Origin of the sequence: Serratia sp. 14-2641 (genome assembly GCF_001692375.1) — a bacterium.
Taxonomy (GTDB): domain Bacteria; phylum Pseudomonadota; class Gammaproteobacteria; order Enterobacterales; family Enterobacteriaceae; genus Chania; species Chania fonticola_C.
Genome location: NZ_LXKR01000001.1, coordinates 405218 through 431863, shown reverse-complemented (window position 1 = coordinate 431863; position 26646 = coordinate 405218). Strand labels below are relative to the sequence as shown.

At 53.9% G+C, this 26646-nt stretch carries 27 protein-coding genes; 7 read left to right on the top strand and 20 right to left on the bottom strand.

Going from position 1 to position 26646, the window contains the following annotated elements:
* The first annotated feature begins 6 nt into the window (after nt 1-6).
* Nucleotides 7-315, top strand: a complete 309-nt coding sequence (locus A6U95_RS01995) for a monooxygenase (RefSeq protein WP_065683250.1) — start codon at nt 7-9, stop codon at nt 313-315.
* Between the two features lie 52 nt (nt 316-367).
* On the opposite strand, the gene A6U95_RS01990 is transcribed toward A6U95_RS01995, so the two are convergent.
* The 3 genes from A6U95_RS01990 to A6U95_RS01980 are packed head-to-tail and all read right to left on the bottom strand — an operon-like array spanning nt 368 to nt 3911.
* Nucleotides 368-1774 carry a cytochrome c gene (locus A6U95_RS01990; protein WP_065683249.1) on the bottom strand — a complete coding sequence of 469 codons (1407 nt, stop codon included), beginning with the start codon at nt 1772-1774 and terminating at the stop codon, nt 368-370.
* A 2-nt stretch (nt 1775-1776) separates the two neighbouring features.
* Nucleotides 1777-3366, bottom strand: a complete 1590-nt coding sequence (locus A6U95_RS01985) for a GMC family oxidoreductase (RefSeq protein ID WP_065683248.1) — start codon at nt 3364-3366, stop codon at nt 1777-1779.
* Nucleotides 3367-3392: 26 nt separating this feature from the next.
* Complete coding sequence (locus A6U95_RS01980; protein ID WP_065683247.1) at nt 3393-3911, bottom strand: sugar dehydrogenase complex small subunit; 519 nt, start codon at nt 3909-3911, stop codon at nt 3393-3395.
* Nucleotides 3912-4093: 182 nt separating this feature from the next.
* On the opposite strand from A6U95_RS01980, the gene A6U95_RS01975 reads away from it, so the two are divergent.
* A complete protein-coding gene (locus tag A6U95_RS01975; RefSeq protein WP_065683246.1) occupies nt 4094-4873 on the top strand; it encodes a TIM barrel protein in 780 nt (259 codons plus the stop codon).
* Nucleotides 4874-4901: 28 nt separating this feature from the next.
* Here the strand turns inward: A6U95_RS01975 and A6U95_RS01970 are convergent, their stop codons facing one another.
* From A6U95_RS01970 to dsdX, 10 genes are all read right to left on the bottom strand, one after another.
* Nucleotides 4902-5201: a c-type cytochrome gene (locus tag A6U95_RS01970; RefSeq protein ID WP_065683245.1), complete on the bottom strand. Its 300-nt coding sequence runs from the start codon at nt 5199-5201 to the stop codon at nt 4902-4904.
* A 54-nt stretch (nt 5202-5255) separates the two neighbouring features.
* On the bottom strand, nt 5256-5759 hold the full coding sequence (locus A6U95_RS01965; protein WP_065683244.1) for a TlpA disulfide reductase family protein: 504 nt from the start codon (nt 5757-5759) through the stop codon (nt 5256-5258).
* Nucleotides 5749-6471, bottom strand: coding sequence for an ABC transporter ATP-binding protein (locus A6U95_RS01960; RefSeq protein ID WP_065683243.1), 723 nt, complete (start codon nt 6469-6471; stop codon nt 5749-5751). Before A6U95_RS01960 ends, A6U95_RS01965 begins: the two co-directional genes overlap by 11 nt.
* Before the next feature lie 2 nt (nt 6472-6473).
* On the bottom strand, nt 6474-7586 hold the full coding sequence (locus tag A6U95_RS01955; protein WP_139102306.1) for an FtsX-like permease family protein: 1113 nt from the start codon (nt 7584-7586) through the stop codon (nt 6474-6476).
* Between the two features lie 13 nt (nt 7587-7599).
* A complete protein-coding gene (locus tag A6U95_RS01950) occupies nt 7600-8880 on the bottom strand; it encodes an ABC transporter permease (RefSeq protein ID WP_065683241.1) in 1281 nt (426 codons plus the stop codon).
* A gap of 2 nt (nt 8881-8882) precedes the next feature.
* Entirely contained in the window at nt 8883-10253 is a 1371-nt protein-coding gene (locus A6U95_RS01945; protein ID WP_065683240.1) for a Fe-S-containing protein, read from the bottom strand.
* A 196-nt stretch (nt 10254-10449) separates the two neighbouring features.
* A complete protein-coding gene (locus A6U95_RS01940) occupies nt 10450-10977 on the bottom strand; it encodes an iron transporter (protein ID WP_024485920.1) in 528 nt (175 codons plus the stop codon).
* 64 nt (nt 10978-11041) lie between these two features.
* A complete protein-coding gene (locus tag A6U95_RS01935) occupies nt 11042-12949 on the bottom strand; it encodes an FTR1 family protein (protein ID WP_065683381.1) in 1908 nt (635 codons plus the stop codon).
* A gap of 173 nt (nt 12950-13122) precedes the next feature.
* On the bottom strand, nt 13123-14454 hold the full coding sequence (locus tag A6U95_RS01930) for a D-serine ammonia-lyase (protein WP_065683239.1): 1332 nt from the start codon (nt 14452-14454) through the stop codon (nt 13123-13125).
* 17 nt (nt 14455-14471) lie between these two features.
* Complete coding sequence (gene dsdX, locus A6U95_RS01925) at nt 14472-15809, bottom strand: D-serine transporter DsdX (RefSeq protein ID WP_024485917.1); 1338 nt, start codon at nt 15807-15809, stop codon at nt 14472-14474.
* 211 nt (nt 15810-16020) lie between these two features.
* Between dsdX and dsdC the strand changes: the two genes are divergently transcribed.
* Entirely contained in the window at nt 16021-16962 is a 942-nt protein-coding gene (gene dsdC, locus A6U95_RS01920) for a DNA-binding transcriptional regulator DsdC (RefSeq protein WP_065683238.1), read from the top strand.
* On the opposite strand, the gene A6U95_RS01915 is transcribed toward dsdC, so the two are convergent.
* The 6 genes from A6U95_RS01915 to A6U95_RS01890 form a co-directional block, all read right to left on the bottom strand.
* Nucleotides 16959-17576: an ABC-type transport auxiliary lipoprotein family protein gene (locus A6U95_RS01915; RefSeq protein WP_065683237.1), complete on the bottom strand. Its 618-nt coding sequence runs from the start codon at nt 17574-17576 to the stop codon at nt 16959-16961. The genes dsdC and A6U95_RS01915 overlap by 4 nt on opposite strands.
* On the bottom strand, nt 17573-18514 hold the full coding sequence (locus A6U95_RS01910; protein ID WP_065683236.1) for an MlaD family protein: 942 nt from the start codon (nt 18512-18514) through the stop codon (nt 17573-17575). The genes A6U95_RS01915 and A6U95_RS01910 overlap by 4 nt, the downstream gene beginning before the upstream one ends.
* A gap of 3 nt (nt 18515-18517) precedes the next feature.
* On the bottom strand, nt 18518-19315 hold the full coding sequence (locus A6U95_RS01905) for an ABC transporter ATP-binding protein (RefSeq protein WP_065683235.1): 798 nt from the start codon (nt 19313-19315) through the stop codon (nt 18518-18520).
* Entirely contained in the window at nt 19312-20457 is a 1146-nt protein-coding gene (locus A6U95_RS01900) for an ABC transporter permease (RefSeq protein ID WP_065683234.1), read from the bottom strand. Before A6U95_RS01900 ends, A6U95_RS01905 begins: the two co-directional genes overlap by 4 nt.
* A 218-nt stretch (nt 20458-20675) precedes the next feature.
* The gene (gene tmaR / locus A6U95_RS01895) at nt 20676-20993 is read right to left on the bottom strand and encodes a PTS system regulator TmaR (RefSeq protein WP_021805836.1); all 318 of its coding nucleotides are present in this window, start codon (nt 20991-20993) and stop codon (nt 20676-20678) included.
* A 162-nt stretch (nt 20994-21155) separates the two neighbouring features.
* Complete coding sequence (locus tag A6U95_RS01890; RefSeq protein ID WP_065683233.1) at nt 21156-22223, bottom strand: FUSC family protein; 1068 nt, start codon at nt 22221-22223, stop codon at nt 21156-21158.
* A gap of 171 nt (nt 22224-22394) precedes the next feature.
* Between A6U95_RS01890 and A6U95_RS01885 the strand changes: the two genes are divergently transcribed.
* The gene (locus tag A6U95_RS01885) at nt 22395-23141 is read left to right on the top strand and encodes a helix-turn-helix transcriptional regulator (RefSeq protein ID WP_065683232.1); all 747 of its coding nucleotides are present in this window, start codon (nt 22395-22397) and stop codon (nt 23139-23141) included.
* A 54-nt stretch (nt 23142-23195) separates the two neighbouring features.
* Here A6U95_RS01885 and A6U95_RS01880 read toward each other — a convergent pair whose 3' ends face one another.
* Nucleotides 23196-24305, bottom strand: coding sequence for an SDR family oxidoreductase (locus A6U95_RS01880; protein WP_065683231.1), 1110 nt, complete (start codon nt 24303-24305; stop codon nt 23196-23198).
* Nucleotides 24306-24549: 244 nt separating this feature from the next.
* Between A6U95_RS01880 and A6U95_RS01875 the strand changes: the two genes are divergently transcribed.
* From A6U95_RS01875 to sbcB, 3 genes are all read left to right on the top strand, one after another.
* Entirely contained in the window at nt 24550-24735 is a 186-nt protein-coding gene (locus A6U95_RS01875) for a hypothetical protein (RefSeq protein ID WP_065683230.1), read from the top strand.
* Between the two features lie 75 nt (nt 24736-24810).
* The gene (locus A6U95_RS01870) at nt 24811-25014 is read left to right on the top strand and encodes a DNA polymerase III subunit theta (protein ID WP_065683229.1); all 204 of its coding nucleotides are present in this window, start codon (nt 24811-24813) and stop codon (nt 25012-25014) included.
* 82 nt (nt 25015-25096) lie between these two features.
* Nucleotides 25097-26524 carry an exodeoxyribonuclease I gene (gene sbcB / locus A6U95_RS01865; RefSeq protein ID WP_065683228.1) on the top strand — a complete coding sequence of 476 codons (1428 nt, stop codon included), beginning with the start codon at nt 25097-25099 and terminating at the stop codon, nt 26522-26524.
* Nucleotides 26525-26646 lie beyond the last annotated feature (122 nt).

Here is a 26646-nt window from a genome sequence, read left to right as displayed (position 1 = left end):
CACAATATGAGTGTCATTTTACAGATTGATTTTAGTTTCCCTGCCGACCAGCTTGGTGCAACCCTGTCCAAAAATGCGCAATCGCTGGCCGAAAGCATCAATCTCGAGCCGGGTTTTATCTCCAAGATATGGACTGAGAATGAGCTTACCGGCGAGGCAGGCGGGATATACTTTTTCGAAAACCGAGCGTTTGCCGAAACATATGCCGAACACCACGTCAAAAGGGCTGAGGCGATGGGTGCTAAAAATATCCATCTGAAAATATTCGACATCAACCTTCCCCTGACCAAAATCAACCATGGGCGTTGTGATTAATTTTGTGCCTATCTGTTCCCCCTTCCTTTTGGAAGGGGGGATACTGATTGAGTCAGCGAATTTGCTGTCTGCCTGAACGCCTTGCTTTTCGCCAATACCAAAAGCCGCCCAACAAACATACCATCACCAATGTCCCTATGGTCATTAGCCAGTTTATGTATCGCATTATAAACGGAGGCTCCCCACCATCACGAAGGGTCTGTACATCCTGCGCAGTCACTTTGTCGTCAATACCGGCAAAACGACTGCGAACATAGTTACTGACTGAGGCAATTTGCGCGTTGTTTAACTGGTCAGAAAATGCGGGCATGCTGATATCAGAGTTACTGGTTTTACGTTGGATACCTTCCACGATGACCATCACCAAATTCTGCGGACCCAATGCGGAAACCGCACGGTTGCGAGTTAATGCAGGATAAAAGTTATCGTCGGTTCCCTGACCGTCATGCCCATGGCAACTCGCGCAAGCATTTTCATAAAGTTTAGCGCCGTCCGTTGTTGAGCGGTCTGTCAGGGTTCCCTGCCCGGTGAGAACGCTGTTGATATCAACCCCAAGCCGTGGCGATTGAAGCCCAATGTCGGCAACCGCCGTAGGAATGGCTGGCACCTGCTTAACCCATGAAGCGATCGCATTCAAATCATCATCCGTCATCAAGCTGAAGCTGTTTTGAACGGCTTCCGCCATCGCACCTGCCGCCTGTGCCTTACCAACCAGATGCCCGGTTTTCAGGTAGGTGACCAAATCCCGCTGGCTCCAATCGCCAATGCCACTCTTATCTGGGGTAATATTAGGGGCGTACCAGCCACCCAGCGGGCTACCGGAAAGGTTAAGGCTGCTCTGCTCTGCCATCATAATATTGCGTGGGGTATGGCAGGCGCTGCAATGCGCCAACACTTCAACCAAATACTTACCGCGCTCCAATGAACCAGGAACCGCCTCTGCCTTATCAGCGGAAGCGCCGCTGAGATACAACAGATTCCAGCCCCACATAATCTGCCGGATATTAAACGGGAAACTCAGATCGGTACGTGCCGAAGGGGGAATATCTGCGGGTTCAACCCCCTGCATAAAGTAGGCATAAAGTGCCTGTACATCCGCCGTCGTCATATCACGGTATGACGTGTATGGCATAGCTGGGTAGAGATTCTTGCCATCAGCGGCGATCCCCTCACGCACAGCCTTGGCAAACTGCTGTTCGCTATAATTACCGATGCCATACTGTTTCGAGGGGGTAATATTACTGGCAATGATACGCCCCATCGGTGACTCAATCGCATATCCCCCTGCAAAGGGAACACCATTATTGATAGCCTGGCGATGGCAGGCACCGCAATCAGCAGCGATCGCAATATATCTCCCACGCTCAACCAACGCCTTATCGGCGGCAAATACAGCCAAAGAGTGGCTAAACCCAATAAACAACACGGTTACAGCGAGAAACCTGAAAAGTATTTTCATATTCAAATCTCACGCTCAATGATTTCAGCTGCGCGAATACTCAGAGCGACGCCCGTCAGCGTGGGATTGACGACTCCCGAAGCGGGGATCACCCCAGTCGTCGCGAGAAACAGGTTGCTATGATCCCAGCACCGGCACTCGTGGTTTACCACTGAATCTTTTGGGTTATCGCCCATGATGACGGTCCCCATTAAATGGTCACGGTTTTGCCAGCCAGTATTGTCATTAATGACGGTGCCCCCCATCAGAGCGACGAATCTTTTGTAATCTGCCTCCACCACGGGTTTTGCCGCTTTGACATAGTCATCGACTTCGTAATTCACCGTCAGCATCGGAATGCCCAATGCATCTTTGCGTGTAGTACTTGGACGTACGGTATTGCTTGCCTGGGGGAGGGTTTCAAACACCGTTGAGATATCGACCCAGCGTGCCGCCTGATGGCGGATCTGTTTGTCCAGTTCGCTACCTATGACGCCTTTAGCTATCAAACGTTGCGCTACGGCCATATTGGGGACATTGTTAGCAATGGCGTGCTTGATTGCCGCTCTTGTTTTACGAAAATCGCCGTCGCGAGAGTTGAATATTCCCCCTTGCTGTACGGCGCCTCGCCCCGGCCAAAGAGGTTCATCGGCCAGAAACTGCAGGCCCATGCCGGTGTGATCCATTAAATTACGCCCCACCTGATCGGAACTGTTGGCGATATCCGACATTAACAACAGTTTTGCCGTTTCCAGCCCGTGTGCGGCAACGATAAAGTATTTTGCGGTTAACCGCGTATCGACACCTTTAGAACTGCGAACATGGGCTGCGACAATTTTATCATCAACGCCTTTTTCCAGTTTCCACACGGTTGAATCCGTGAATAAACGTGCACCGGCATCTTGCGCATGCTGGGCATGTTGATCACCGCTGTACATCGCACCAATCGGGCATACCGGCATACAGTTATTATTACCGCTGCAGGCGGGGCGACCATCATACGGACGAGTAGCACGCCCATTGGGTTCATGGATAAAATGATAACCTGCCGGAGCCATTCGGCTTTTCAGCCGCTGGAAGAGATAGGTTTCACCTTCAGGTAACATCGGATACGGCTGTGAACGCGGAGGAAAAGCGCTGCCGCCCTGCCCACTCTGATCGTCGGTATCACTGCCGCAAACCCCCAAAGCCACTTCGGCCTGGTGGTAGAAAGGCTCCAACTCGTGGTATTCCAGTGGCCAATCGCGCCCCACGCCATACAATGTTTTTAGCTTCATATCACTAGGCAGATAGCGCCAGCAAGCGGCCGCCCAATGCCAGGTTGTCCCCCCCACAAGTTTCAGCATGCCGGGGCGGAAATCAAAGGAACCGGTATTCTCTATGTATTGTTCGTCATAGGAGTGATGGGCCCAAGGCTCGTTGGGATAAGGGGAGTTATAGTTGGATTTTTTCGATGAGTTTCTGAAATTTTCGACGATCTTCCAGCGCGGTATTTTCTCTCCAGCTTCAAGAATAATAACCGCCTTGCCACTGCGAGCCAGCAAGGTTGCGGCATTACTGCCCAATGCGCCAGAGCCAATGACAATCACATCGGCATCATAGTGTTTACTCATGATATTGCTCTCATTTTCAACGGGAACTAGTCGCTGTTGAGGGTTATAGGTGGCTGCACCCAATAGTTTGTCTTGCCACGGGAATAAGTGGGGATCACGGTGGCGTCCAAAGTTGGAGCATAGGCAAAGGCATCGGTATAGCTGACAAAACGCGTGTTATCTGACGCCCGTAGCGATACAGGTGTTCCTGTATAACCAAGATACCAGGCAGAAATGATTTTCTTGGCGGTGTCGCCAGTGGGGCTAGCCATAATCAAATGATTATTCAGTTCATCGGCCGAGAGAATATTTGCAACTCTCAGCGCATTGGCCAGCAACTGCATTTTCTCCTGAAAGGAAGGATCCTCTTCCTGCAAACAATTCAAGGCACGCAGTGCTATTAATGGGCTCATTTCTTTCCCGTTGGTTAATAGCACTGAAAGCTTAATAAAAATGGCAGCGTCGCTGCTTTCACTAGGCATTCTTCCCCAGGATAAGGAAGGTTTGAATACGGCAAAGCCCGTCAGGGCAGCACCTACGGTTAGAAAACGCCTTCTCGAATACATAAATTACGGCCTGATTAAATAAGTACAGCGAATGTCCTCCAATAACCCTACAATGTAAACAGATTAATTTTTCCCTAAATTTATGACCAAGTTGAAATTATCTTTTTTTGACATTAAAAAACAACTTAGGCATGTATATTGATGACCAATTGTAAATACCCCCATCAATTAGGAGACTGCTAGTGGCAAGCTATCACCTCTCGGTTTGTGCAGAAATGGTGTTTTTGGATTTACCCTTTATCGAACGTGTGGAGCGCATTCATGCACTGGGCTTTGGTGTTGAAATCTGGAGCTGGGCCAATAAGGATATCGATGCACTGGTGGCGACAGGAGCTCGTTTCACCTCAATGACCGGTTATCTCAGCGGCAATCTAACCGATGAACAAGAGATCGCGCAGTTGCTGCAAAGTGCAGAAACCTCCCTGATGATAGCCGAACGGTTGAACTGCCCCTGCCTGAACCTGCACGGTACCGGCCTGGATCCTCAGGGTTTACCGGTGAAACCGGTTGAGAGGGTGACGGGTAACATGTGGCTGAAGGCTGCCGATACGCTTCGTTGTTTAGCACAACTCGGTGAACGGGCTGGGCGTATCTTCACCCTGGAGAACTTGAACCTGACGGTTGATCATCCCGGCACGCCTTTTGCCCGCGCAGCTGACACACTGGCATTGGTGGAGACGGTCAATAGCCCAGCGCTTAAGATGAACCTCGACCTCTATCACGCACAAATCGGTGAGGGCAACCTGATTGAACTGATCCGCCGCTGCGGCACACAGATAGGCGAGATCCAGGTAGCGGATGTGCCTGGTCGTATGCAGCCTGGGACCGGGGAAATCAACTATCGCGCCATTGCCAGAACGCTGCAGGTGATTAATTACCAAGGAGCGGTAGCACTCGAAGGCTGGGCCTCCGGGGACAGTAGTGAAGCACTGGCACAGTTTCGCGAGAGCTTCACGCTGTGATGTTTTGCCCGCCGAGTATTGGCTCTACTCACTTTTTCAAGGTCACCACATACTCCGATAGCACAGCGATATCCTCGTCACTTAAACGCGCCTTGGCCTTATTGCCAGCGCCCACGATCTCGCCTGCTTTGCGGGCTCTTAGGCCCTCTGCGATTTCCTGCTGGGTTAAATCTTTCAGCGGGCGGGCTTTGCCTAAGGCATTTTTTTCACCATAGCGGCCATGACAGGAGGCGCAGCTATTTTTATAGATCACATCAGGGCTCTGGGCCAATGCCGGGCTGAAGCCTGCCAAGAGCGTTAATAATAGTGCTACATGATGCTTGTTCATCAGTTAATTACTCTACCGTTTTAATACCTGGTCATTGCAGAAATGGGCTAACGGCTACCCTTTCTGTCGGGACTGTTCGAAGATCGCCTTGAGATCGGGTTCATTCAGCATGCCAACATACTGGCCAATCAGCTTGCCCTGCGGGTCGATCAGATAGGCGGTTGGCGTGCCGATCACCTGATAACGCTCCTGGGTGATCGCCAGTTGGTCGCGCACGTTGGGGAATGATACCTGGCGTTCATCCAACAGCGCCTGGATATTCATCTCATCCTTATCCGTGTTGATGCCCACCACCACGATGCTGTCGCCAAACTCTTTACTGAGTTTTTCCAGAGCAGGCATTTCGGCCAGGCAACCACCGCAGTTCGACGCCCAGAAGTTCAGGAACACATGTTTGCCTTGCCACTGGCTCAGCGAAACCTGGTTGCCTTGCAAATCGTAGGCCGCCAGCGCAGGGGCCGCAGCGCCGATCTCGGCCTTCTCTTCTTTACAGCCGTTAAGCAGTAACGCGGCCCCGATTAAAAAGATACCGCCGAACTTTTTAGCATTAGCTAACATGCTCCACCTCATGCTCGTTAAGCTCTTCGCCCTGATACTTGCCGTGCTGCAAGCGCACGATGCGATCGGCAAACTTGCCCAGTTCCGGGTTGTGGGTAACCATCACGATGGTGCGCCCAAGCTTGTGCAGTTCGGTTAACAAGCCCAGCACCATCTGCTCGTTTTGTTCATCCAGGTTGCCCGTTGGTTCATCGGCAAAGATCACCGGGGGTTCATTGACCAGCGCCCTGGCAATACAGACGCGCTGCTGTTCCCCCCCGGAAAGCTGACTTGGCAAGTGATCGAAACGGTGGCCTAAGCCAACCTGATCCAACACCTTGCGAGCGGCCACTTCATCCACCACGCTATGGTAGTGCTGGGCTAGCATCACGTTCTCTAACGCAGTCAGGAACGGGATCAGGTGGAACTGTTGGAATACCAAGCCAATCTTGTCGGAACGGAAGGCTCTGCGCCCTTCTTCATCCAGCCCAGCGGCGTCTACACCGTCCAGTAGCACCTGACCATCACTGACGGTATCCAGACAGGTCAGGATATTCATCAGCGTCGTTTTGCCTGAGCCCGAGGCTCCCATGATGGCAACAAATTCGCCACGCTTGATCTTGAGGTTAATATCCTCGAGTGCCACCACCTGGCCGAAGCGTTTGTAGAGATGACGGGTTTCAATCACCCAAGGTGAGAGTTGCTGCTCGTTGGTCGGTTGCTGTTGAGTCACCGTTACTCTCCTTTTAACACTTTGGCCGGTTCGATATTCACGGCGCGATAGGTTGGCAATGCGGCTGCAATCAGGGCAACCAGTAATGAAAGAATGACCGTCAGTGGAATAACCTGCGCCCGCAGCCCGATAGAGGCAGAGAACACGGTATGCCCCAGAACCTGTGCCAGGACATAACCAGCAATAATGCCGACCACCACGGCGAACAGCGCGATAATCAGGGTCTCGGCCATAATCTGGCGCACGATGTCGCTGCTTTTGGCGCCTAACGCTTTTTGTAAGGCAAACTCCCGCGACCGTTCGCTGACGATCGCCATCAAGGTGGTATTCACGCACAGCGTTGATAGCACCAGGATAACCACCGATACCAACCCCATCAGCCCTTTGATCTTGTCCAGCACCTGGCCCTCCGAAGCCGAAACCTTGCGGATCGGGCGGATTTCCAGATCGGGATAGCGTTTTTGCAACTGCTCGGCAAACTGTTCCACCTGGCCGCGTTCGTTGTTAACACTGAATAAGGCGTGGCTGATCAGGTCAGGTTGATGTAGCCAACTCTGGGCCAGCGGCAGGTTGATAATCAGCACGTTATCCGTGGCGTCACCGGCTTCGACAATGCCTTTGATCTGCAATTTTTTCTTCTGATCCCCCTCCACCAGCACCACCGAGTCCCCCACCTTGAGTTCAAGGCGGTTTGCCAGCTTGTAGCCGATCATCGCATTGCGATCGTCGAAGCTGACGCCAATCCAGTTACCCGTCACCTGCCAGTAAGGAACGATCTGCTTGAGCGATTCGAACCACACGCCCATCACCACTACCTTTTCCAGTTCGGTTCGCGCCATGCCGTATAGATACGGGCTATTGGCCGTCACCAGCCCTGGCGGGGCGTTGTCGACAATCTGCTGATAGCTCTTCTCCGCCATAGAATTACCCATCCCTGGCCCAACATAAAAGTTGGCGCCGAAGGTGCGTAGCTCCTGGCTCATTTTGGCATTGATATCAAAATACACCGCAGACATCGCGGTGACGATCGCCGCCCCTACCGCCAACGCAGCAAACACCACCGACACCCGCTGCATCCGTAAGCGCAGTGCGCGGAACACCAGGCGCCAGAACATGCTCTGAGAGGAATTAACGGCCATACAACACCTCCACCGGATAGAGATGAGCGATGCGGCGAGCCGGGAACCAGGTCCCTGCCAGCGCAATCAGTACCGATAACACCAGCACGCAAGGCACCACAATCCAGGCAAAGCTCAGCGGCGCACCGAACAGCATCAAACCTATCCCCCTGGCCAATCCCCAACCGGCAATGCAGCCCAACAGGCCGCCAATAATGCCGCTCATTGCCGCCTCCAGATAGAACAGCATCATGATCTGCCACTTTCTGGCCCCCAGCGCTTTCATCAGGCCAATCTCTTTGGTGCGCTCCATAATATTGCTAGTCATCAGCGAGGCAATGCCCATGGCGGAAGCCAACAGCGCAGCCAGCGTCACCACCGCCAACAACAGTTGGATCTTCTCGATCACAATCCCTTCTGAGGCGGCCACCTGCCAAATTGGGCGAACGCCGGAACCGGATATCGCCTCTTCCAACTGATGGGCGATGGACGAGACATACGCGGTGCAATACCACAGGTCGTATTCTTCTGCGTCCAGTGACTCCAGATCGGCCCTGGCCTTGCGTGACAGCTCGTTCTCCGGCACCGTCAGCGCGGAGACGCGGATGGCCTGCACTTTGCCCTTCAGCCCCAGCAAGTTTTGAGCCTGCGCCAAAGGCAGCACCAGTTGCTGTTCTTCATCGCCGCCACTGGCCAGTATGCCGCTGATCGTCACCACCAACGCCGCTGCTGGACCTTTGACAGTAATGGTGTCGCCAATCTTCCAGCCGCTCTGTTGAGCCAACTGTTGGCCAACCAGTGCCTGATTGGCCGCGCCGCTTTCATCAGGCCACTGGCCGGTCACCTGCCAATAAGGGCTGATAATCTTCTGGCCGGTCTGATAGTTCTCTTCATCCGGTACGTTGACCTTCTGCTCAAAGAAGGTACCTAACACCGGTATTACACGTTGCTGTACGCTGACTTCACCGCTCAGCAACGGGGCAAAACCGATGATGTTATTGCGCCAGAAGATGTCTTTGATATTGGGTAGTTCGGCCTCGTCGAGAAAATCCTGACCGGCCAGCGGGTTGTTTTTCTCACCGAACAACGAGGGCAAGGTCGCCTGCCCGGCCGGTTCTATCAGGATGTTAGCGCCATAGGATTTCATCTCCCGGGCCATCTTGTCGCCGATATCGATCGACACGGCCAGCAGGGCAGAAACCAGGCCCGCTGCCAGAAAAATGGTGATCACCGCCAGCGATTTTTTGCGGATATTGCGATACCACGACTGTTGCAGCATGCGCCATAACATGGTTATTCCCCTTCCTTGATGAATTTCTCTGGCGTGTCGCGGAAGGCTTCATAGTTGGCCGCGCTGGAGAAGAAATAGGTTTTACCGGCGTAGTTGTAGCGATGTTCCGCTTTGGTGTTGGTCAGCTTGCTACCGTCAACCGGGTCGGTGACTTCCAGCGTAATGATGGTGCTGAAATAGTTAAGGCCGGATTCCAGCGATTTCTTGCTGATAACCAAATCCGTGGCGGTCATATCCCACTCTTCGATCGGCACCGGGTTACAGCCGCCTGGCTTACCGATCGACGGGATAAATATCCGTACGTCGCAGGCCACGCAAATCACCTGGTTGCCTTCCATCACGTAGCCCTGATCGCCGCACAGCAGGCAGGCATCAAACACCACGCCCAGGCGCAGTTTGTCTGGGTAGCGGTTGATCACAAAGAAGCGCACGGCTTTACCGTCGTCTGCCACCCAGACAAAGCGGTGCAGTTTGCCATCCTTGACCTGTTCTATCGGGATATGGACCAGCCCATCGGCATTCAGCTTCACCGGCAAGGCTTCAGATAAACGCGGGGGCTGGGAGGCAATTTTGTCCCAATAAAGTTGGGAACCGGCGGCAATCACCGCTAGCACTAAAGTCATCACCAACACGCGCCGGGAATTTTGATAGTGGGCAACGGCCTTACGGTGTTCGATGGGCCGCGGTTCCACCTGCGCCCGACGGCGCGGTATGACGACTTTCAACAGGTAAACCAGAGCTGTCAGCAGCAGCAAACCGCCGCAAAAATAGTTAATCAGGCCGTTGGCATTGGTGACTTTTGCCACATAGCTCAGCAAGGATTTGGTGAGTTCCAGCACCTGAAGCTTCATTAATGCCAGCATCAGTTCGCCGGAGAGTGGTGCCAGTAGCAACAACGCCAACAATAGCAGCAACGGCCAGCGCAGAGTGCGAACCTGACGCACGCAGGCGGCCAATAGCGCCCCGGCAAACGCCACGATAATAATGCCAGCAATCACCGCACTAATATTGAGCAGTAACTCGGTGTTGATGACGTCGGTGGCGGTGATCGCCCCCAGGTTAGGCGTTTTCCCCCAACGCAGCGAAGCCAACAGCACCAGGACAAACTGCCAGACATACCCCGAACGCGAACCAGAGGTAAACTGGTTAAGCAGGAACAACAGGATCAGAGCGATTTGTAGGCCGGTAAACCACAGCGCCCATTGCTGTGAATCAGGCAGATGAGCCGCGGTAAAGGTACCGCCAAAAAAGCCGATCAGGCTCAGCAGCACCATCGGACGCACCAGGGGAGTTTGGCGTATTGTCCAACTCAGCCCCAGCAGCAGGGCAACGGGCAGGAAAGATTGCAGTACCGAAACAAGAAAATAGCTCATGATGACTGTACACCCCGCTCACTGACAAGCTCAGCCTGAGCGGCAATTGGGTATAAACCGTTATCCGTTAATGATGAGCTTGTCCAATCATGGCAACCAACGGAGAACGTCGCGTGGCGTTGGCATTTAAACGCCAACGGCCGGGGAAACATTGCTGCCTGCCCGGCCTGTTGATAATGAAACCTTTACGGCTAAATCAGTTCAGACCAACATATTTGAAGTCGAAGCTGACATCGAAAGGTTTCCACCAGCGGCCAACGCCGGTGTCACTATCGGTATGGCGATGCAGGCCTGCTTTGGATGGCGGATCGATATGATAGGTCACCTTATAATTGCCCACGCCCATCATCTTGATGTTGGCACCGTAGTGTGGGCCATCGCTGGCAACCATTGGCATAAAGGTGCCTTCCTGTTTCTCACCGGTATCGGTGTTGGTCAGGGTATAGGCGATGGTCAGGTAAGGCATCCATTCGCCCGCGCCAAAACCGTTCTTGTTGCCCTCAACCGAGTGGATATCCGCTTCCAGGTGGATGTCGGCTTTAGCCGCTGGCAGCCCCATGCCACGCGGATCCATATCGATCGGTTGCAGGTAGACGGCGGCAATCTCCAGCTCGTTCATTTTTACCGGCTCGCCAGCAGGGTACTCTTTGAAGGCAAACGCCGCTGGTGCGGTGAAGATCCCGGCGATCAGTGCGCCACTGATTAATTTTTTGTTCATAGCCATGTTGTTATCATCCTCGCTAAATCATCAATTCGATTAAAAATCATCCCAGAAATACTGCGGGGTGTTACCCCCGACTTGTTGCTACGGTTCCCCGCCTCATGACCCACAGGGCAAATACGGCGGCAATCAGCAGGATCGCCTGCGGTATCAGCGTTTCGACATAAGGGTAAATACCCAGCCAGGAAATTTCTGGCACACCGCTCAGCAACGTTGGCTCAAACAGTTTGCCCTCGATCAGCTCCAGCACACCTTTGCCAGCAAACACAAAGGCCATCAGGTACATAAAGCTGCCGGTAAACATAAAGAACGGTTTGAGAGGTAATTTGACGACGCTGTAGCGCATGATCAGGTAGGCGATCAGCAAGATCACACAGCCGATCAGGAACCCGCCCAGAATGGACAGGTGTCCTTCCATCGAGCTGGAATCCCCCATCAGGGCAAAATAGAACAGCACCGTTTCTGCCCCTTCGCGGTAGACCGCCAGGAAGCTGGTCAGCCACAGGCCAACCATCGATCCACTGCTTAACGAGTGCGAAAGCTTACCTTCCAGATAGGCTTTCCACTGTTTGGCTTCCACTTTCGACAGCAGCCAGTAGCTCATGGAGAACAGCATCACCACCGCGATCAGCATGGTGAACCCTTCCAGCAGTTCACGGCTAGCACCAGAGTTAGAGAACAGCCACTGGAAAATCACGGCGGTGATCACGCTGGCCAGTAGTGCGACATACACCGACTGACGGATGAGCGGCAGTTTGTCGTGATGATTGTTTTTCACCAGATACGCGACGATAGCCGCGACGATCAGCAAGGCTTCCAGGCCTTCGCGCACGATGATTAACAGGCTGTAAATCAGCAGGCTCCAGTTGGTCTGGCCGCCGGTGCCCAACATCTCTACCGCCGCCACCAAATCGGTTTGCAGCGCCTGAGACTGCTCCTTCACCGTATCAAGCGGTTGCCCGGCCTTGATCTGGCTGACCATGCGCGTGAAGTAACCTTCGATACGGGTTTTAAAGGCCGAGTCCCGCGAGCCGATCTTGTTCTCCATGCCGCTGGCTTCAAACAGGTCGAAGTAAGCATCCTGGATCGCCATCATGGCGCCTTTGGCATCACCGCTGGCGTATTGCGCAATAGCGGTATTAACCGCTTTATCAATATCGTGGGTTACTTTCTGCCAGTCCGCATCCACCGCGGCGTCATTGGCGTCAGGCGTGGCCGCAACGACTTGGTCATCACGGGTGGTTGGCAGCCCAGGCAGCAAGTCTTCAAGATCCTGCAATAAGGTGGTAACACGGTAGCCGACCTCGTTCATCTGGTCCGGTTCGCCGCTCAGTTTGATCAGCTCAGAGAACTGGCGGTTGATATCACCGGCCTGCTGGGAGGAGCGATTTTGCCGCAGCGAAGTTTCCATTTCGGAATTTTTGAAGCCGTCATACTGCGCCTGCTGCACCTTTTTACTGGCTTCGGCGTAGCTGTTGCTTTGATACAGGCCAACGGCTTCGGCCAGCAGGTCATCAATGGTTTTAAAGCTCTGCTGCCAATAAGGTGCGATTTGTTCGTTGTCATAAGCGCCGTGCTGCTGCTCCGCCGTGAGTTTGTGCCCACCGCTCAATACCGGCAGCACGCCGTTTAACTCGTTTTTCAGCCAGGCTATTTTGGCATCGACCTCCGCCTGCGGCTTGCCATCGCCAATCATCTTGCGGATTTCGCCAAAGGCAGCCTCCATCTGATAGCTTTTTTGCGCGGAAATATTGATGCGGATCGGGCCTTCGAGGTTTTCGAACACCTCAAAATAGGCCATCTGTACTTCACTGCGGGCTTCAGCAATCTGTTGTTGCTGGTAGAACTGCGAGGTTTTATCCAGGCGTGACTGAATGTCATCGCTCAACTGTTGGTAATCTGCGGCAGCCAGGGCGACAGAGCTGAGAAGAAACCATCCGGCGCAGAAAAACAGGATCCGTCCAATAATACGCATGGTCATGATAGGCATTCTTATAATGGGAGTAATTCTCATTATGATGGGCGCATCAAGACGATACTCTGATCGAGGTCAAACTATGACGACGATTTATTGCTCTCGTTTAGGAAAACGTGAGGAGAGGCATAACCAATACGGGCGCATCTGCGCCCGTTTAACAACATGCAGTGCTAGCGTTTTGCGGCTGCGAGGTACTTGGCCATCTCTTCCTCAGGCACCATACCGCCACCGGTTGCCCAAACCAAATGCGTCGCATTAGCGATCCGTTGGGCATCGATCTGATGGCTGTCCAGATATTGAGGGTCGGCGCAGACTCGAGCGGGCCCCGCCATGCCAGCCAACGCAGAAGGCTCCAGCTGAATGCCCTCAACAGCGGCGAGCAAGCCAAGCAAGTCGTACATCTCCTGATCGCTCAAGGTGTAGAAACCATCCAGCAGGCGTTCCATGGCACGCCCGACGAACCCGGAGGCCCGGCCAACGGCCAAACCATCCGCCGCCGTGACGTTATCAATCCCCAGGTCCTGCACCGCAATGTGATCGTGCAGCCCTGTGTGGATCCCAAGCAGCATGCAAGGTGAGTGCGTCGGCTCGGCAAAGATGCAGTGCACATGGTCACCAAACGCCAGCTTCAGGCCAAACGCCACTCCACCAGGCCCGCCGCCTACGCCACAGGGCAAATAGACAAATAACGGATGATCCTGATCAACCTGGATATTCATCTGTGCAAACTGCTTTTTCAGGCGACCACCGGCCACCGCATAGCCGAGGAACAGGGTTTGCGAGTTCTCATCATCGATAAAGAAACAGTGCGGGTCAGACTCCGCCTGCTTACGCCCTTGAGCCACCGCCACGCCGTAATCCTGTTGGTACTCCACGACGTTAACGCCGTGCTCACGCAGTTTGCGCTTTTTCCAGGCGCGAGCATCGGCAGACATATGCACGCTGACGCTGAACCCCAGCTTGGCGCTCATGATGCCAATCGACATCCCCAGGTTGCCAGTTGAGCCCACGGCGATGCTGTACTGGCTGAAGAACTGGCGGAATTTGTCGCTAAACAGGATACTGTAATCATCATCTACAGACAGCATGCCCGCCTCGATGGCCAGTTTTTCCGCATGAGTCAGCACTTCATAGATGCCACCACGGGCCTTGATGGAGCCAGAAATCGGCAAATGGCTGTCCTTTTTCAACCACATTTTACCCGCGATGGCCTGCTCATAACGCTGCTCCAGCGCGCCCTGCATCGCCGGGATTGCCACTACCTCAGACTCGATAATGCCGTTCGTTTGCTGCGTTTCAGGGAATGCCAGGCACAGATACGGAGCAAAGCGTTGCAAGCGCGCTTCGGCTTCGGCGACATCATTTTGCGTCAGCTCGACGTACGGTAACCCTTCCACCAGCGTGGTCGTATTGGGGTTGAACCAGGTCACCGCTTCCAAATCCATCAGCCGTTGCACCAAAGGAAATTTCACTACCAGGTTTTCAATGTCTAACGTATTCATAATTAGTCTCTTTTGGTCTAAATGATATAAGAAAGCAGGAATGTGGTTCCCAGCGCAATCAGCGAAGCAATAAAGGTGGCCGAGGTATAATACTTAAACATCTCGCTGAGCGTCGCGCCGCAGTATTGTTTAACCAGCCAGAACAGCGAGTCGGTGACGATGGTGCAACCGATGGCACCCGAGCCGATGGCCAACGCGATGATCTCCGGGCTGACGCCAGGGTAATGCGGCAGCACGGGGGCAACAATGGCCGTCGCTCCCATCATGGCCACGGTGGCCGACCCTACCGCCGCATGCAGGCAGATAGCCACCAGCCAGGCCAGCAAGATCGGATGCATGTCCATATTCGACAGGATCACGGCCAGCGTATCTGCCAGCCCACTGGCTTTTAATATGCCGTTGAATGCACCACCAGCGCCGATAATCAGCAAGATGTTGGCGATGGAAGAGAAGCCGTTTTCCGTTTTGGTCAGCAAGGTGCCCATGCCCATATTGCGGCGAATACCCAGCACGTAGTAGGCCACGAAGGCGGCGATAAACATGGCGGTGATCGGGTTGCCGATAAACTCCAGGAAGGTATACAGCGCGCTGTCTTTGGCCATATAGAGTTCCGCTGCGGTTTTCACCAACATCAGAATGATCGGCAATAGCACGGTAAACAGTGTGGCACCCAACGAAGGCAAGTCCTGCTCGTTACGCACCTGCACGGAGGAAAACTCGGCGGGTACCGGCTTGAACGGCAGGCGCTTACCGACCAGCTTGAGGAACAACGGCCCACCAATCAGCGAAGCAGCCAGCCCGACAATCAAACCATACACAATCACCGAGCCCACATCGGCACCCAACTTGTTGGTGACAAACAGCGCCGCTGGATGCGGAGGAACCACACAGTGCACGGCCATCAATGCGGTACACAGCGGGATCGCCAACTTCAGCAAGGAGGTATTGGTTTTTTTGGCAATCGAGAACGCCAGCGGGATCAGTAACACCACGCCCACTTCAACAAACAGCGTAATGCCGCAGACCAGCCCCACAAGCACCATGATCACGTCAGCCGACAGCCAACGGCACTTTTGCAAGGTGATGCCAATGCGTTCTGCCGCCCCGGACACTTCCATCATGTTGCCCAGAATGGTGCCTAAACCAATCACCGCCGCCAGGAAGCCCAAGGTCCCGCCGATGCCGCCTTCAATGGCATTGACCATTTCCAGCGGGTTCATGCCCATCAGGGCCCCCACATAAAAACTGGCCAGCAACAGCGCCAGGAACGGGTGGATCTTGAATTTTACGATAGTGAGAATAATGATAATGATGCTGCTTAATAACGTAGCGACTACCCAGATCTGCGAGTCCATGTTCAGCGTCCTTCCAGGATAAATTTCACTCCTATTGGAAACTAACGCCCCAGCGCTGACAAACGATCAAAACGCCTCTTCACATGAGCCAGATTCAATCAATCAGGTGATTTCGGTCAACATTTGGCACTATTTCTGTCTTTGACTCACATTGCTTCATCTTTAAGTCTCCGGCTTCGATATAATCTGGTTTATTTCACAGGCGATAACCATGTACGACGAAAAGCACCAGCTCGCCCGCAACAGGCACCTGAATGGCTATCAGCTAGCCAAGCTGCATACGTTTGAGATTGCCGCGCGGCAAGGCTCGTTCGTGCTGGCCGCCGAAGAGTTGGCGATCACCCCCAGCGCCGTCAGCCATCGGATCAACAACCTGGAAGCCGAGTTGGGTTTCAAGCTTTTCCAGCGCTTTCACCGCCGGATCGAACTGACCCCCGAGGGCGAGCGGTTATTCTGGGTGTTGAAATCGTCACTCAGCTATCTCAATCAGGAAATACTGGAGATTAAAAGCCAGGAGCTGTCTGGTACCCTGACCATCTACTCACGCCCGTCGATTGCCCAATGCTGGCTGGTGCCCAAGCTGGCGGACTTCGATCGCCAATATCCGGCCATCAGCCTGAATATTCTCACCGGCAACGAGATGGTGAACTTCCACGGTGCGGGGATCGATCTGGCGATCTATTTTGATGACAAAACGCCGGAGAAACTCGATTGCCAGCATTTGATGGATGAGTCGATCGTGCCCGTATGTAGTCCGGAATACGCCGAACGCCATGAGCTATTTGGCAACCCCGCCAACCTGCGGCGCTGCACGTTATTGCACGATCGTCAGGCATGGAGTTACGACTCGGACATCGGGGAGTGGAATACCTGGGCCAAACACTTTGATCTGGAATTTGCCGAAGGGCAGCGCGGCATGGGGTTTGATCGTTCGGATCTGGCAGTGATCGCGGCCATGAACCACGTGGGAATTGCCATGGGCCGCAAGAAGTTGGTGAGTAAGCGCCTGGAAAATAACGAACTTATCGCGCCCTTCCCCGGCATGGAAATGCAATGCGCACAGCGCTACTACATTTCCACGCTCTCGGACCGGCAATGGCCTAAAATCAACGCCTTTATCCAGTGGTTAAAGGCCATGGCCGACGAGTCTTAATTAGCCGCCTGCTGGCGCGCCCATGCCAGCGTCTGCGCTGCCAGTTTATCGCTGGCCAGGCCAAAGGCCTGCACGACGTTGTCCATCGAGGTACCGTGGATCGGCTCGCGCACCGTAAAACTTTGGCTGGCCATCACTCGGCGATCGGATGTGCGAACCAGGCGAGCATCAAAGCGGATCACCACTTCGCCCCGATCTCCGTTATAGACCCCCTGGAAGGAGGACAAATCGCCGCCTAGCTCAATATCTGCCTGCAAATTGTCATCGTCGCTGCTCACCGAGCGGAAATGGCCGTTAGTGCGGAACTCCTGGATCAGGCGATTACGCAACAACAGCGGGGCCGGATCGCTCCAGCGTGAACCGCTAAAAGAGGTGATCTCCGCGCCCTGAGGCTGCACAGCAATACGCGTACCGTTCAAGAACTGGCTGGTATTGGGCTGCACGATACGTACCGAGCGTTCAGACGCCTGGCCCCCGGCCACGGCCACTGGCTGGGCAGGCAGCAAATACACCTGCTGTATCGGGCTTTCCGGCAAAATAGTGCAGGCGGCCAGCGGCATCACGGCTACCAGCACCAACAACCGTAGCGTCTGGCGAAGTTTTAGCTTAATCATTTAGGGGTAAACTCCTTGGTACGTTCGCGGCCCCTGAGCAAGGCGGACGGGTTCTCTTCCAGGCGGCTCATGGCACCGCGTAAGGTCAATAAGGTTCTGCGTAATTCATCTACCGCCGGGCCAAGATCGTTGAATCCCTGAATGCCACTATTCAGTGACTGCTGATTTTCGCCAATCAGCTTGTTGAGTAGCGCGGTGGTTTTCTCAAGCGATGCCATGGTATTAGCCGCATTGGCGACCAGTTGCTTGCCCTGCCCGTCCAACAGCACGTTAGCATTGCGCACCAACCGATTGGTTTGTGCCAGCGTATCATTGCTTTGCTTGGTCACCAGCGCCAGCTGCTGCAAGATGGTGCGGATATCTTCACGTTGCCCGGCTACGGTAGAAGTAATCTGTTCCAGATTATCCAGCGTATTCACCAAACGCTGCTGATTGTCCGGCGTCATTAGCTGATTCAAACGCACCAACACCTGGTTGACATTGCTCATCACATCTTCGCCATTGGCGAGCAACTGAGTCAACGGCGATGGCGTGGCGATAATCACCGGGATAGCCCCATCCTCTCCTGTCAGCATCGGGCTGGTTTCGCTCCCACCGCTGAGCTGGATATTGGACGTACCGGTAATGCCAGCTATTGCCAGGCGAGCCTGGGTATCCTCACGGATCGGTGCAGAGGCCGTGACCCGAATGCGCGCCCAGACTTTGGTCGGCACGTTGGGATCCAAGCGCAGCATCGTCACTTCCCCCACGCGGATCCCACTGTAATTGACCGTGCTGCCCTGTGACAGGCCACTGACGGCTTCATTAAACACGATATCGTACTGCTTGAACTGGCGATCGGTGCCGGACTTGGTCAGCCACAGGCTGAACAGCAGCACGGCGGTGAAAATAATCAGCGTAAATAAACCAATCAAGACATGATGCGCACGGGTTTCCATTTGTTATTGCCTCTCTGGGATATTCGTTACGGCCTGCTGTGCCGCCCGCCCACGCGGGCCGTGGAAATATTCTTGGATCCAGGCATCGTCAGTAGCGGCTACCACCTCCAGCGTATCCACCACCAGCACCTTCTTCTGCGAAAGTACCGCAACCCGGTCACAGATTGTATAAAGCGTATCGAGATCGTGGGTGACCAGAAACACCGTTAACCCCAAGGCATCGCGCAGCGTGCGGATCAGGCTGTCAAAGGCTGCTGCGCCGATGGGATCGAGCCCGGCCGTTGGCTCATCCAGAAATACGATTTCCGGATCCAACGCCAGCGATCGGGCCAACGCGGCACGCTTGACCATGCCGCCAGAAAGCGAGGCCGGATACTTGTTGCCAGCACTGGCAGGCAGCCCGGCCAGCGCCAACTTCACCTGTGCCAGTTGCTCGGCATCTCGGCGCGGTAAGCCTGCGTATTCAATCAGCGGCAGCGCCACGTTTTCCGTCACCGTCAGCGAACTGAACAATGCCCCTCTCTGAAACAGCACCCCAAATCGCCTTTCCAGCACGGAGCGTCGCGTACCGGAGAGCGCCATCAGATCCTCACCAAAGACGTGGATCTGGCCAGCGGTTGGGCGACGCAGACCAACGATGCTGCGCAACAGAACGGATTTGCCGGTACCCGAACCGCCGACCACGCCCAGGATTTCTCCTCGGCGCACGTCCAGATCGAGGTCCACATGCACGCATTGGGTGCCAAAACAGTTTCGCAATTTACGGATGCGGATAATGGCTTCCGGGGTCGTCTGGCTCACACGCCCATCTCCATGAAGAACAGTGCGGCGACCGCATCCAGCAGGATCACCACAAAGATTGAATGCACGACGCTGGCGGTGGTATGTGCCCCTACCGACTCGGCGCTACCGCTGACTTTAAACCCTTCCAGACAGCCGATAATGGCGATCAGGAATGCAAATACCGGCGCCTTGCTCATCCCCACCAGGAAGTTCTGAAAACCGCCACTGCTCTGCGTGATGGTTAAAAACATGGTCGGTGAGATATCCAGCGTCAGGGCGCAGACGACCATGCCGCCAAAGATGCCGCTAATCATGCCGATGAAGGTCAGCATCGGCAACGCCAGGAGCAGCGCCAGCACGCGCGGCAGCACCAGCAGTTCAACCGGGTTCAACCCCATCGCCTGAATAGCATCTATTTCCTCGTTGGCCTTTATCAGCCCGAGCTCTGCGGTAAAGGCGCTGGCGGTACGGCCCGCCATCAAGATGGCCGTCAGCAGCACTGCGAACTCTCGCAGGAAGGAAAACACCACCAGTTGCACGGTAAAAATGCTGGCACCGAAGGTAGACAGGACGGTTGATCCCAGGAAAGCGATGACAGCGCCCACCAGGAAGGTCAGCAGCATAATGATCGGCACCGCGTTCAGGCCGATTTGCTGGAGATTGGCCACCAGCGAGGTGATCCGCCAGCGCGTAGGGCGCAGCAGATTGGCAAACAGGGTTTGCAACGTCAGGCCGATAAACCCCAGCAGGGCTACCAGGTTGTGCCAGAAATTTTCCATCGACCGGCCGACGTTGGCCAGTAGTTCGATTGCCAGACCGGGCGGCTTTTCTGCCGGTGGTGGCGTAAATCCTTGCAAAGCACGGCCAACGGTTTCCAGCAGCACGCGGCGTTCCACTGGGAGCGTAGGGGCTAACTGTTTGAGATCGGATATCCGTTGGTCACCCAGCAGATTGACCAGCAAGGTGGCACCTGCCGTATCCAGGCTGCCCAGTTGGCTGAGATCGAACACCACATCGGCCGGCAAGCGGGCTTGCAATTGCCCAACGGCGGTTTCCAACAGGCGGTAATGTGCCAACACCCAATCCCCAGATGCCAAGATACGGGGAGGATGGAGCGTCTCATCCAGGTTGAGAAAGGTGCTGAGTTGCGGTTCTGCCATCGATGACAGCCTCTGCTGGCGAAGAAATTTATCCCCGTCGTCCTTCAAGCGACAACGTGAAAGCGATTGGGCAAAGTCTATTTATAACATTAGCGTAGCGGCTTTAAGCAGATTTGCTATAGCACGGTAACATATCGTTATTCTTTAAGGTCGTTCAGGGCGCGGTGCCCCTGAAAAGACGCAGGGCCGGGAGATCCCCCAGCCCTGCTTGACGCGAATTACTTCACTTCGCCCATTGCTTTCAGCTTTTTGGACAGCTCGCGGCGTTCTTTCGACAGATCGGCATTTTTGATGATGTAATCATCAACGCGATCTTCATAGTCACCGCGCATGTTGGCGATGATGCCCTGAATGTCTTCAATGCTCATGCCCGGTTTGATGTACTCGCTCAGGTTGTCGAGCAGCAGCACACGCTTCTGGTTGTCACGAATTTTCTTTTCGTTGTCGACAATTTCACGCTGTAGCTTGTTTTTACGGCGGAACATACGCACAAACTCCAGAACGTCCTGGAAACTCGGCTTATTTGCATTATCCATCTTTATACCCTTGCTTTAGTAATACACAGATTCTATTTGCTTACGGCCACAATGATACCAAGATACAGGGTTGTGGCCGTCAGACACAACTGTCATTGCCTTATCTTACCCACTTTAGCGCATTGACCCTATCCTGATGCGCCTGCTTCATGATCTGATCCACTATTCCTGAGTATTGGCCGTACAGACCTTGAGCAGATCGCCCAACTCTTCCAACTGCTGTGCCAGTTCCATACTCAGCCAGACATAGCCATAGATAGGGGCTTCGCTGAGTTGAGCGGCACTGGCCTCTTGCATTAATGTCTTCAGCTCTGCGGAAATATCGCTCAGTTCTCCAGCAACGACCTGCGCATGCAGGGGCTCGCCATCTCGCATAATATTCGCCAGCGATTCGATAGCACGCTGCGTCAACAACTGTGAACTACGCAAGGTTTTGGCATTGAGCATAATAAAATGGGTTTCACGCGAGGCCCAGTAAGCATCGGCTAACAGCTCCAACGTGCAAACCAGATTGCGGCTCAGGGTCTGTACCGCTTCAAAGACCGGTTTGGCGATATGAGTCTCTTTGCTGGCGGGGGCGATCAGTGTGCGTAGCTTCACCACATCGCCCAGCAAGTTTTTGAGCCGAGGCTCCAACCGGGGCCGCTCAATCATGTTGGGTGAAAGGTAAGCGCCGTAGATCTTCCCTACCGTCTCCAAGCAATCCGCCATTTTCATTCGCCACAACACATAAGCTCGCTGCGGGTAGATGCTGGTAAACAGCAGCGCCAGCAACGAACCAAAAATCACGTCGCCACTGCGCCACAGTGCAATAGAGATATCGCCAGCCCCGGCACCGATGACCACCGCCAGCGTAATGCCCACCAGCAAGGCCATATAGGGCCGTTTGCCCAGCGTCAGATAACCACAGGCAAACATCACTACCCCACACCAGGCCAGCATCACCGGCAGCGAATACAGCTCCAGGTATAGCGCAATCAGGCCAGAGGCGGCGCCAAACACCGTACCGGCAATACGTTCCAGCGCCCGTTGCAGCACATTACCCCAAAAAGAGATCGGCCCCATCACAACGATCAGCGTGATCAACGGCCAAGTACCTTCCGGCACCGCCAGCAGACGGATCAGCAGGAAGGTCAGGATAAAGGCCAACCCGATCCGTACCCCGTGGACGATGCGGTAATTACGGTAGATCAGATGTTCAAAAGAAGAGATTTTTCTATCCAGACGCACGCTTGTCCCCACCAACCCTGCTGTAAAACCCTTATTTTAGTGGAACAATGCGGCTGACGTACAACACAAGCTGTTGAAAGATGTTTTCTGGCTAGGAGAGGTTTAAGTTTACGCTAAAGATTTTAGCGGTAAAGGATTTACCTTTTTGCTAAAGAGTGAGACCATCGGCGCATGGAAACCAAAGAAATCAGGCGCAACAACCTGCGCGATCTGATGGCACGTTTCGCCCGGCAAGGCACCAACCAGAATGAGTTTGCCATCCTGGTGGGATCTTCTGCGCCAACGCTGAGCCAGATCACTGGTGAAAAATCCTCCCGCAACCTGGGCGACAACCTCGCCAGACGCATTGAGGCCAAACTCGGCTTGCCCAAAGGCTGGTTCGATGTATTCCATGAGAAGGCGCTGGAACAGCCGTTTGCCAACGTGGCGGCCGAATCGGATTTCCAACCGGCACGGCTCAAACCCGTGGTATGGGAAGATACCGAGCAGGACAAGGAAGAGTTTGTGGAGATCCCATTGCTGGATATCGATTTCTCCGCCGGTGACGGCTGCTACGAAATTGTCGATAGCGAAGAGTTCTCGCTGATCTTCCGCCGCTACTATCTGCACAAGATGGGGGTGCCGGTGAACGCGGCACGCATTATCCGCATCTCAGGTTCCAGCATGGAACCCCGATTGCAGGATGGCGATGTGGTGGGTATCAATACCGTCGATACCCGCATCCGCGAAGGGAAAACCTATGCGATCCGCCACGGCAATCTGTTACGGGTCAAGATCCTGATTGAGCAGCCCGACGGTGGCGTGGTCATTCGCTCTTTGAATCGGGAAGAGTACCAGGATGAACGGCTCAGCTATCCACAGCGCAAAGAGCAACTGGTGGTGCTGGGCCGGGTATTCTGGTCATCCTCCTCCTGGTAAGATCCTGAAAGCGGGCGCAGCATGCGGCGCCCCTGCGTCACGCCCCCCCAGCCGCTATTTAAAATCAACCGCCATTTGCTGCGGTATCGACAACCCGCGGGTTGATTGCACGCAGCGGCCAATATAATCGGTAAAGCGTGGCGGCTTAGGCATGCCTAACTTGAGGATTTTTTCGTTGCTAAAGCGCACGTTCAGCATCGCAAAGGAGCCGTACAGGCGCATCGCTTTCAACATCAGGCGCTCATTGCACGGCCCGAAGATATCCTTCAACTGTTTGCGCATTTGCAGCAGGGCTTCGTAGCTGACCTGCGCATAGCGATCGCCCACCGGTGGCTCCTCTAGTGCGGCAGCGATGGCATAATCGATATCCGCAAAACTGACGCTGCTCTCCTCCCCCGCTGAGATATGGTAAACATCGTTATCCAAGCTATCTCGGTTGAGCAGCATCACTAACGCATCGGCGCAATAGTCCACCGGGATCACATCAATACTATCTTGCAGCGAACACATAAACTTACGCAGCATCAACGCCATACTGAACACCCAGAAAATACTGCTGGAGGGTTTGCAACCCAACTGCGTATGCCCCACCACGATCGAGGGCCGGGCGATCACCAGCGGCAGTTGCGGGCAGGTTTGCCGCATCAGTTGCTCGATGGTCGATTTGGAGCGGGTATATTCCACCAAGTGTTCGGCAGTTTCTTCAAACTCGGCGCTTTCTGCCACCAACGAACCCACCTGAGGTGCGCAAGACATTGCCGTGCCCACATGCAGAAAACGTTTTAATCCAACCACCTGAGCCATTCGCTGCGCAAATGCCAGCGTGCCTTCAACGTTAACCTTCCAAATAAGTGGGTTATTACCAAATGACGCCACCGCGGCACAGTTAACAACATGAGTTACCTTGTTAATACGGGCGTCAGACAAAAAATATTCAGGCTCGCTTAAGTCACCCAGTAAAATATTCTTTACCGTCAGCTTACTCAGAATGTTTTTATCTATATTGAACTTTTCCATATTAGTGAAAATACGGTTTAAGCCCTGTTCTTCGGTTTCCGCACGCACTAATAATAGATAGTTAACCTTTTGATTTTCTGTCAGTAACTTTTCAAGCACCGCACCACCAAGAAAGCCAGTCGCCCCAGTCAACAGTAACGTTTTCATCTTACACACCTACATTTGCATTGAATGAAGTGGAGTGTATGCCTATATTTATAAACCAGAAGTAAATAGAAATTAACTGATTACGTAACGACTTCCACTAATATTGCCTTAATGAATATCCTGAAACACTCACAGGCAATTAGTAACAGCTCAGCGCATCTTTTATTCCGTTTGTTTAATTAACATTTATGTTGTCTCTGATTTAATTAACGAGATTAATCCCATGCACTTTTTAGGAGCTATCATGAGCTACAACCAAAAGGTCTGGCTGACTGTATTAACCGTTTGCACGCTATTCTGGCTGGCTCTGATTAGCGGTCTGTATACCTATGCAAAATCTCTGGATCATCAGCACGATCATGGCCAGCAAGAACAAGCGATGAGCATCAAGCCAGTAAAGCACCATCCCACTCTGGCACAGGCCCTGTGAAGGTTCTGCCCAGAATGAGGTAGCGACAAATTCTCTTTAGCCTCATATTATGCGCTATCGAATAGGGAGAAAGACATGCCACGACCACTGGATGGCCTACCCCAGCAAGAACGTGAAAAGATCCAAACCGATTTGCTGGCACTAAGAGTTATTTATAGCGAACGCTACGGCTGCGCCGCCGAGTGGGAAAGCGCCGAAACGCACGTCCCCACACATCTACGCGGCTACTTTCAGCAACGGCTGAACTTCTATCGCACTGCACAGCACCACTCAATTTAACGTTAAGCATTAACCAATACTTGGCATCGGTGATCGCGCCGTTACAATAGGGCTATTCCCTACGCCAACAAGAGATGCGACTTTGAGCAGCAAGGCACCGGCCACATTCTACATCCACGACTACGAAACCTTCGGCAAAAGCCCGTCAATGGACCGCCCGGCGCAGTTTGCCGGAGTGCGTACCGATATGGATTTCAACATTATCGAAGAACCGCAGGTGTTTTACTGTGCGCCAGCCGATGACTACCTGCCCGACCCCGAGGCGGTGATGATCACCGGCATCACGCCTCAGTTGGCGCTGGCCAAAGGCGTTAACGAGGCCGAGTTTGCCCGCCGTATTCATGAAGCGTTCAGCGTCCCTGGCACCTGTATTCTGGGTTACAACAATATCCGCTTTGACGATGAAGTCAGCCGCAACATCTTTTACCGCAGCTTCTACGACCCTTACGCCTATAGCTGGCAAAACGGCAATTCGCGCTGGGATCTGCTAGACGTGATGCGTGCCTGCTACGCCCTACGCCCGGAAGGCATCATCTGGCCAGAAAATGAAGATGGCTTCCCCAGCTTCCGTCTGGAACATCTGACGCGTGCCAACGGCGTTGAACACGAGCACGCTCACGATGCAATGTCCGATGTCCATGCCACCATTGCCATGGCCAAGCTGGTCAAACAGGCGCAGCCAAGGTTATTTGACTACCTGTTGCAGCACCGAAACAAACACAAGCTCAATGCGCTGATCGACGTCGCGGAAATGACGCCATTAATGCACGTTTCCGGCATGTTTGGCGCGGCACGGGGTAACACCAGTTGGGTTTCACCACTGGCCTGGCACCCAGACAATAAAAATGCGGTGATTATGTGCGATCTGGCAGGGGATATTACCCCGCTGCTGGAGCTGAATGCCGATGAGCTGCGCGAACGCCTCTACACCCGCCGCGATCAATTGGCAGCCGATCAGGCCCCGGTGCCGATCAAGCTGGTGCATACCAATAAATGCCCGGTGCTGGCTCCGGCCAAGACGTTGCTGCCAGAAAATGCAGACAGGCTAGGCATCGATCGTCAGGCGTGTCTGGAGAATCTGAAGGTGCTGCGCCAGCACCCGGAGATCCGTGAAAAAGTGGTAGCCATATTTGCCGAAGCCGCTCCTTTCACCCCTAATGATGATGTAGATGCCAAACTGTACGACGGTTTCTTCAGCGATGCCGACAAAGCGGCGATGAGGATCATTCAGCAAACCAAACCGCAGAATCTACCCGCGCTGGATTTGACCTTCAGCGATGGCCGGATGAAAGAGCTGCTGTTCCGCTTCCGGGCCCGTAACTACCCCAATACGCTGGACGACGCCGAGCAGCGCCGCTGGTTGCAGCACCGCCAAGAGGTGCTGAGCGCCGAACGGGTGCAGAGCTATATCTTGCAGCTGGAGTCGCTGTACAACCTGCACGAAGGGGATAAAGAGAAGATGGCGTTGCTGAAGGCGCTGTTTGATTACGGTAAACAGTTAGTGGGATAGCCCTGTGCTTTTCCATTGATTAACGGGCGCAGCATGCGGCGCCCCTACACAGCGAGTCGGATAAGATTTGTTAGTAATAAAAAGGGTTCCAACTTGTGGAACCCTTTTTGCTATCGCGAGGC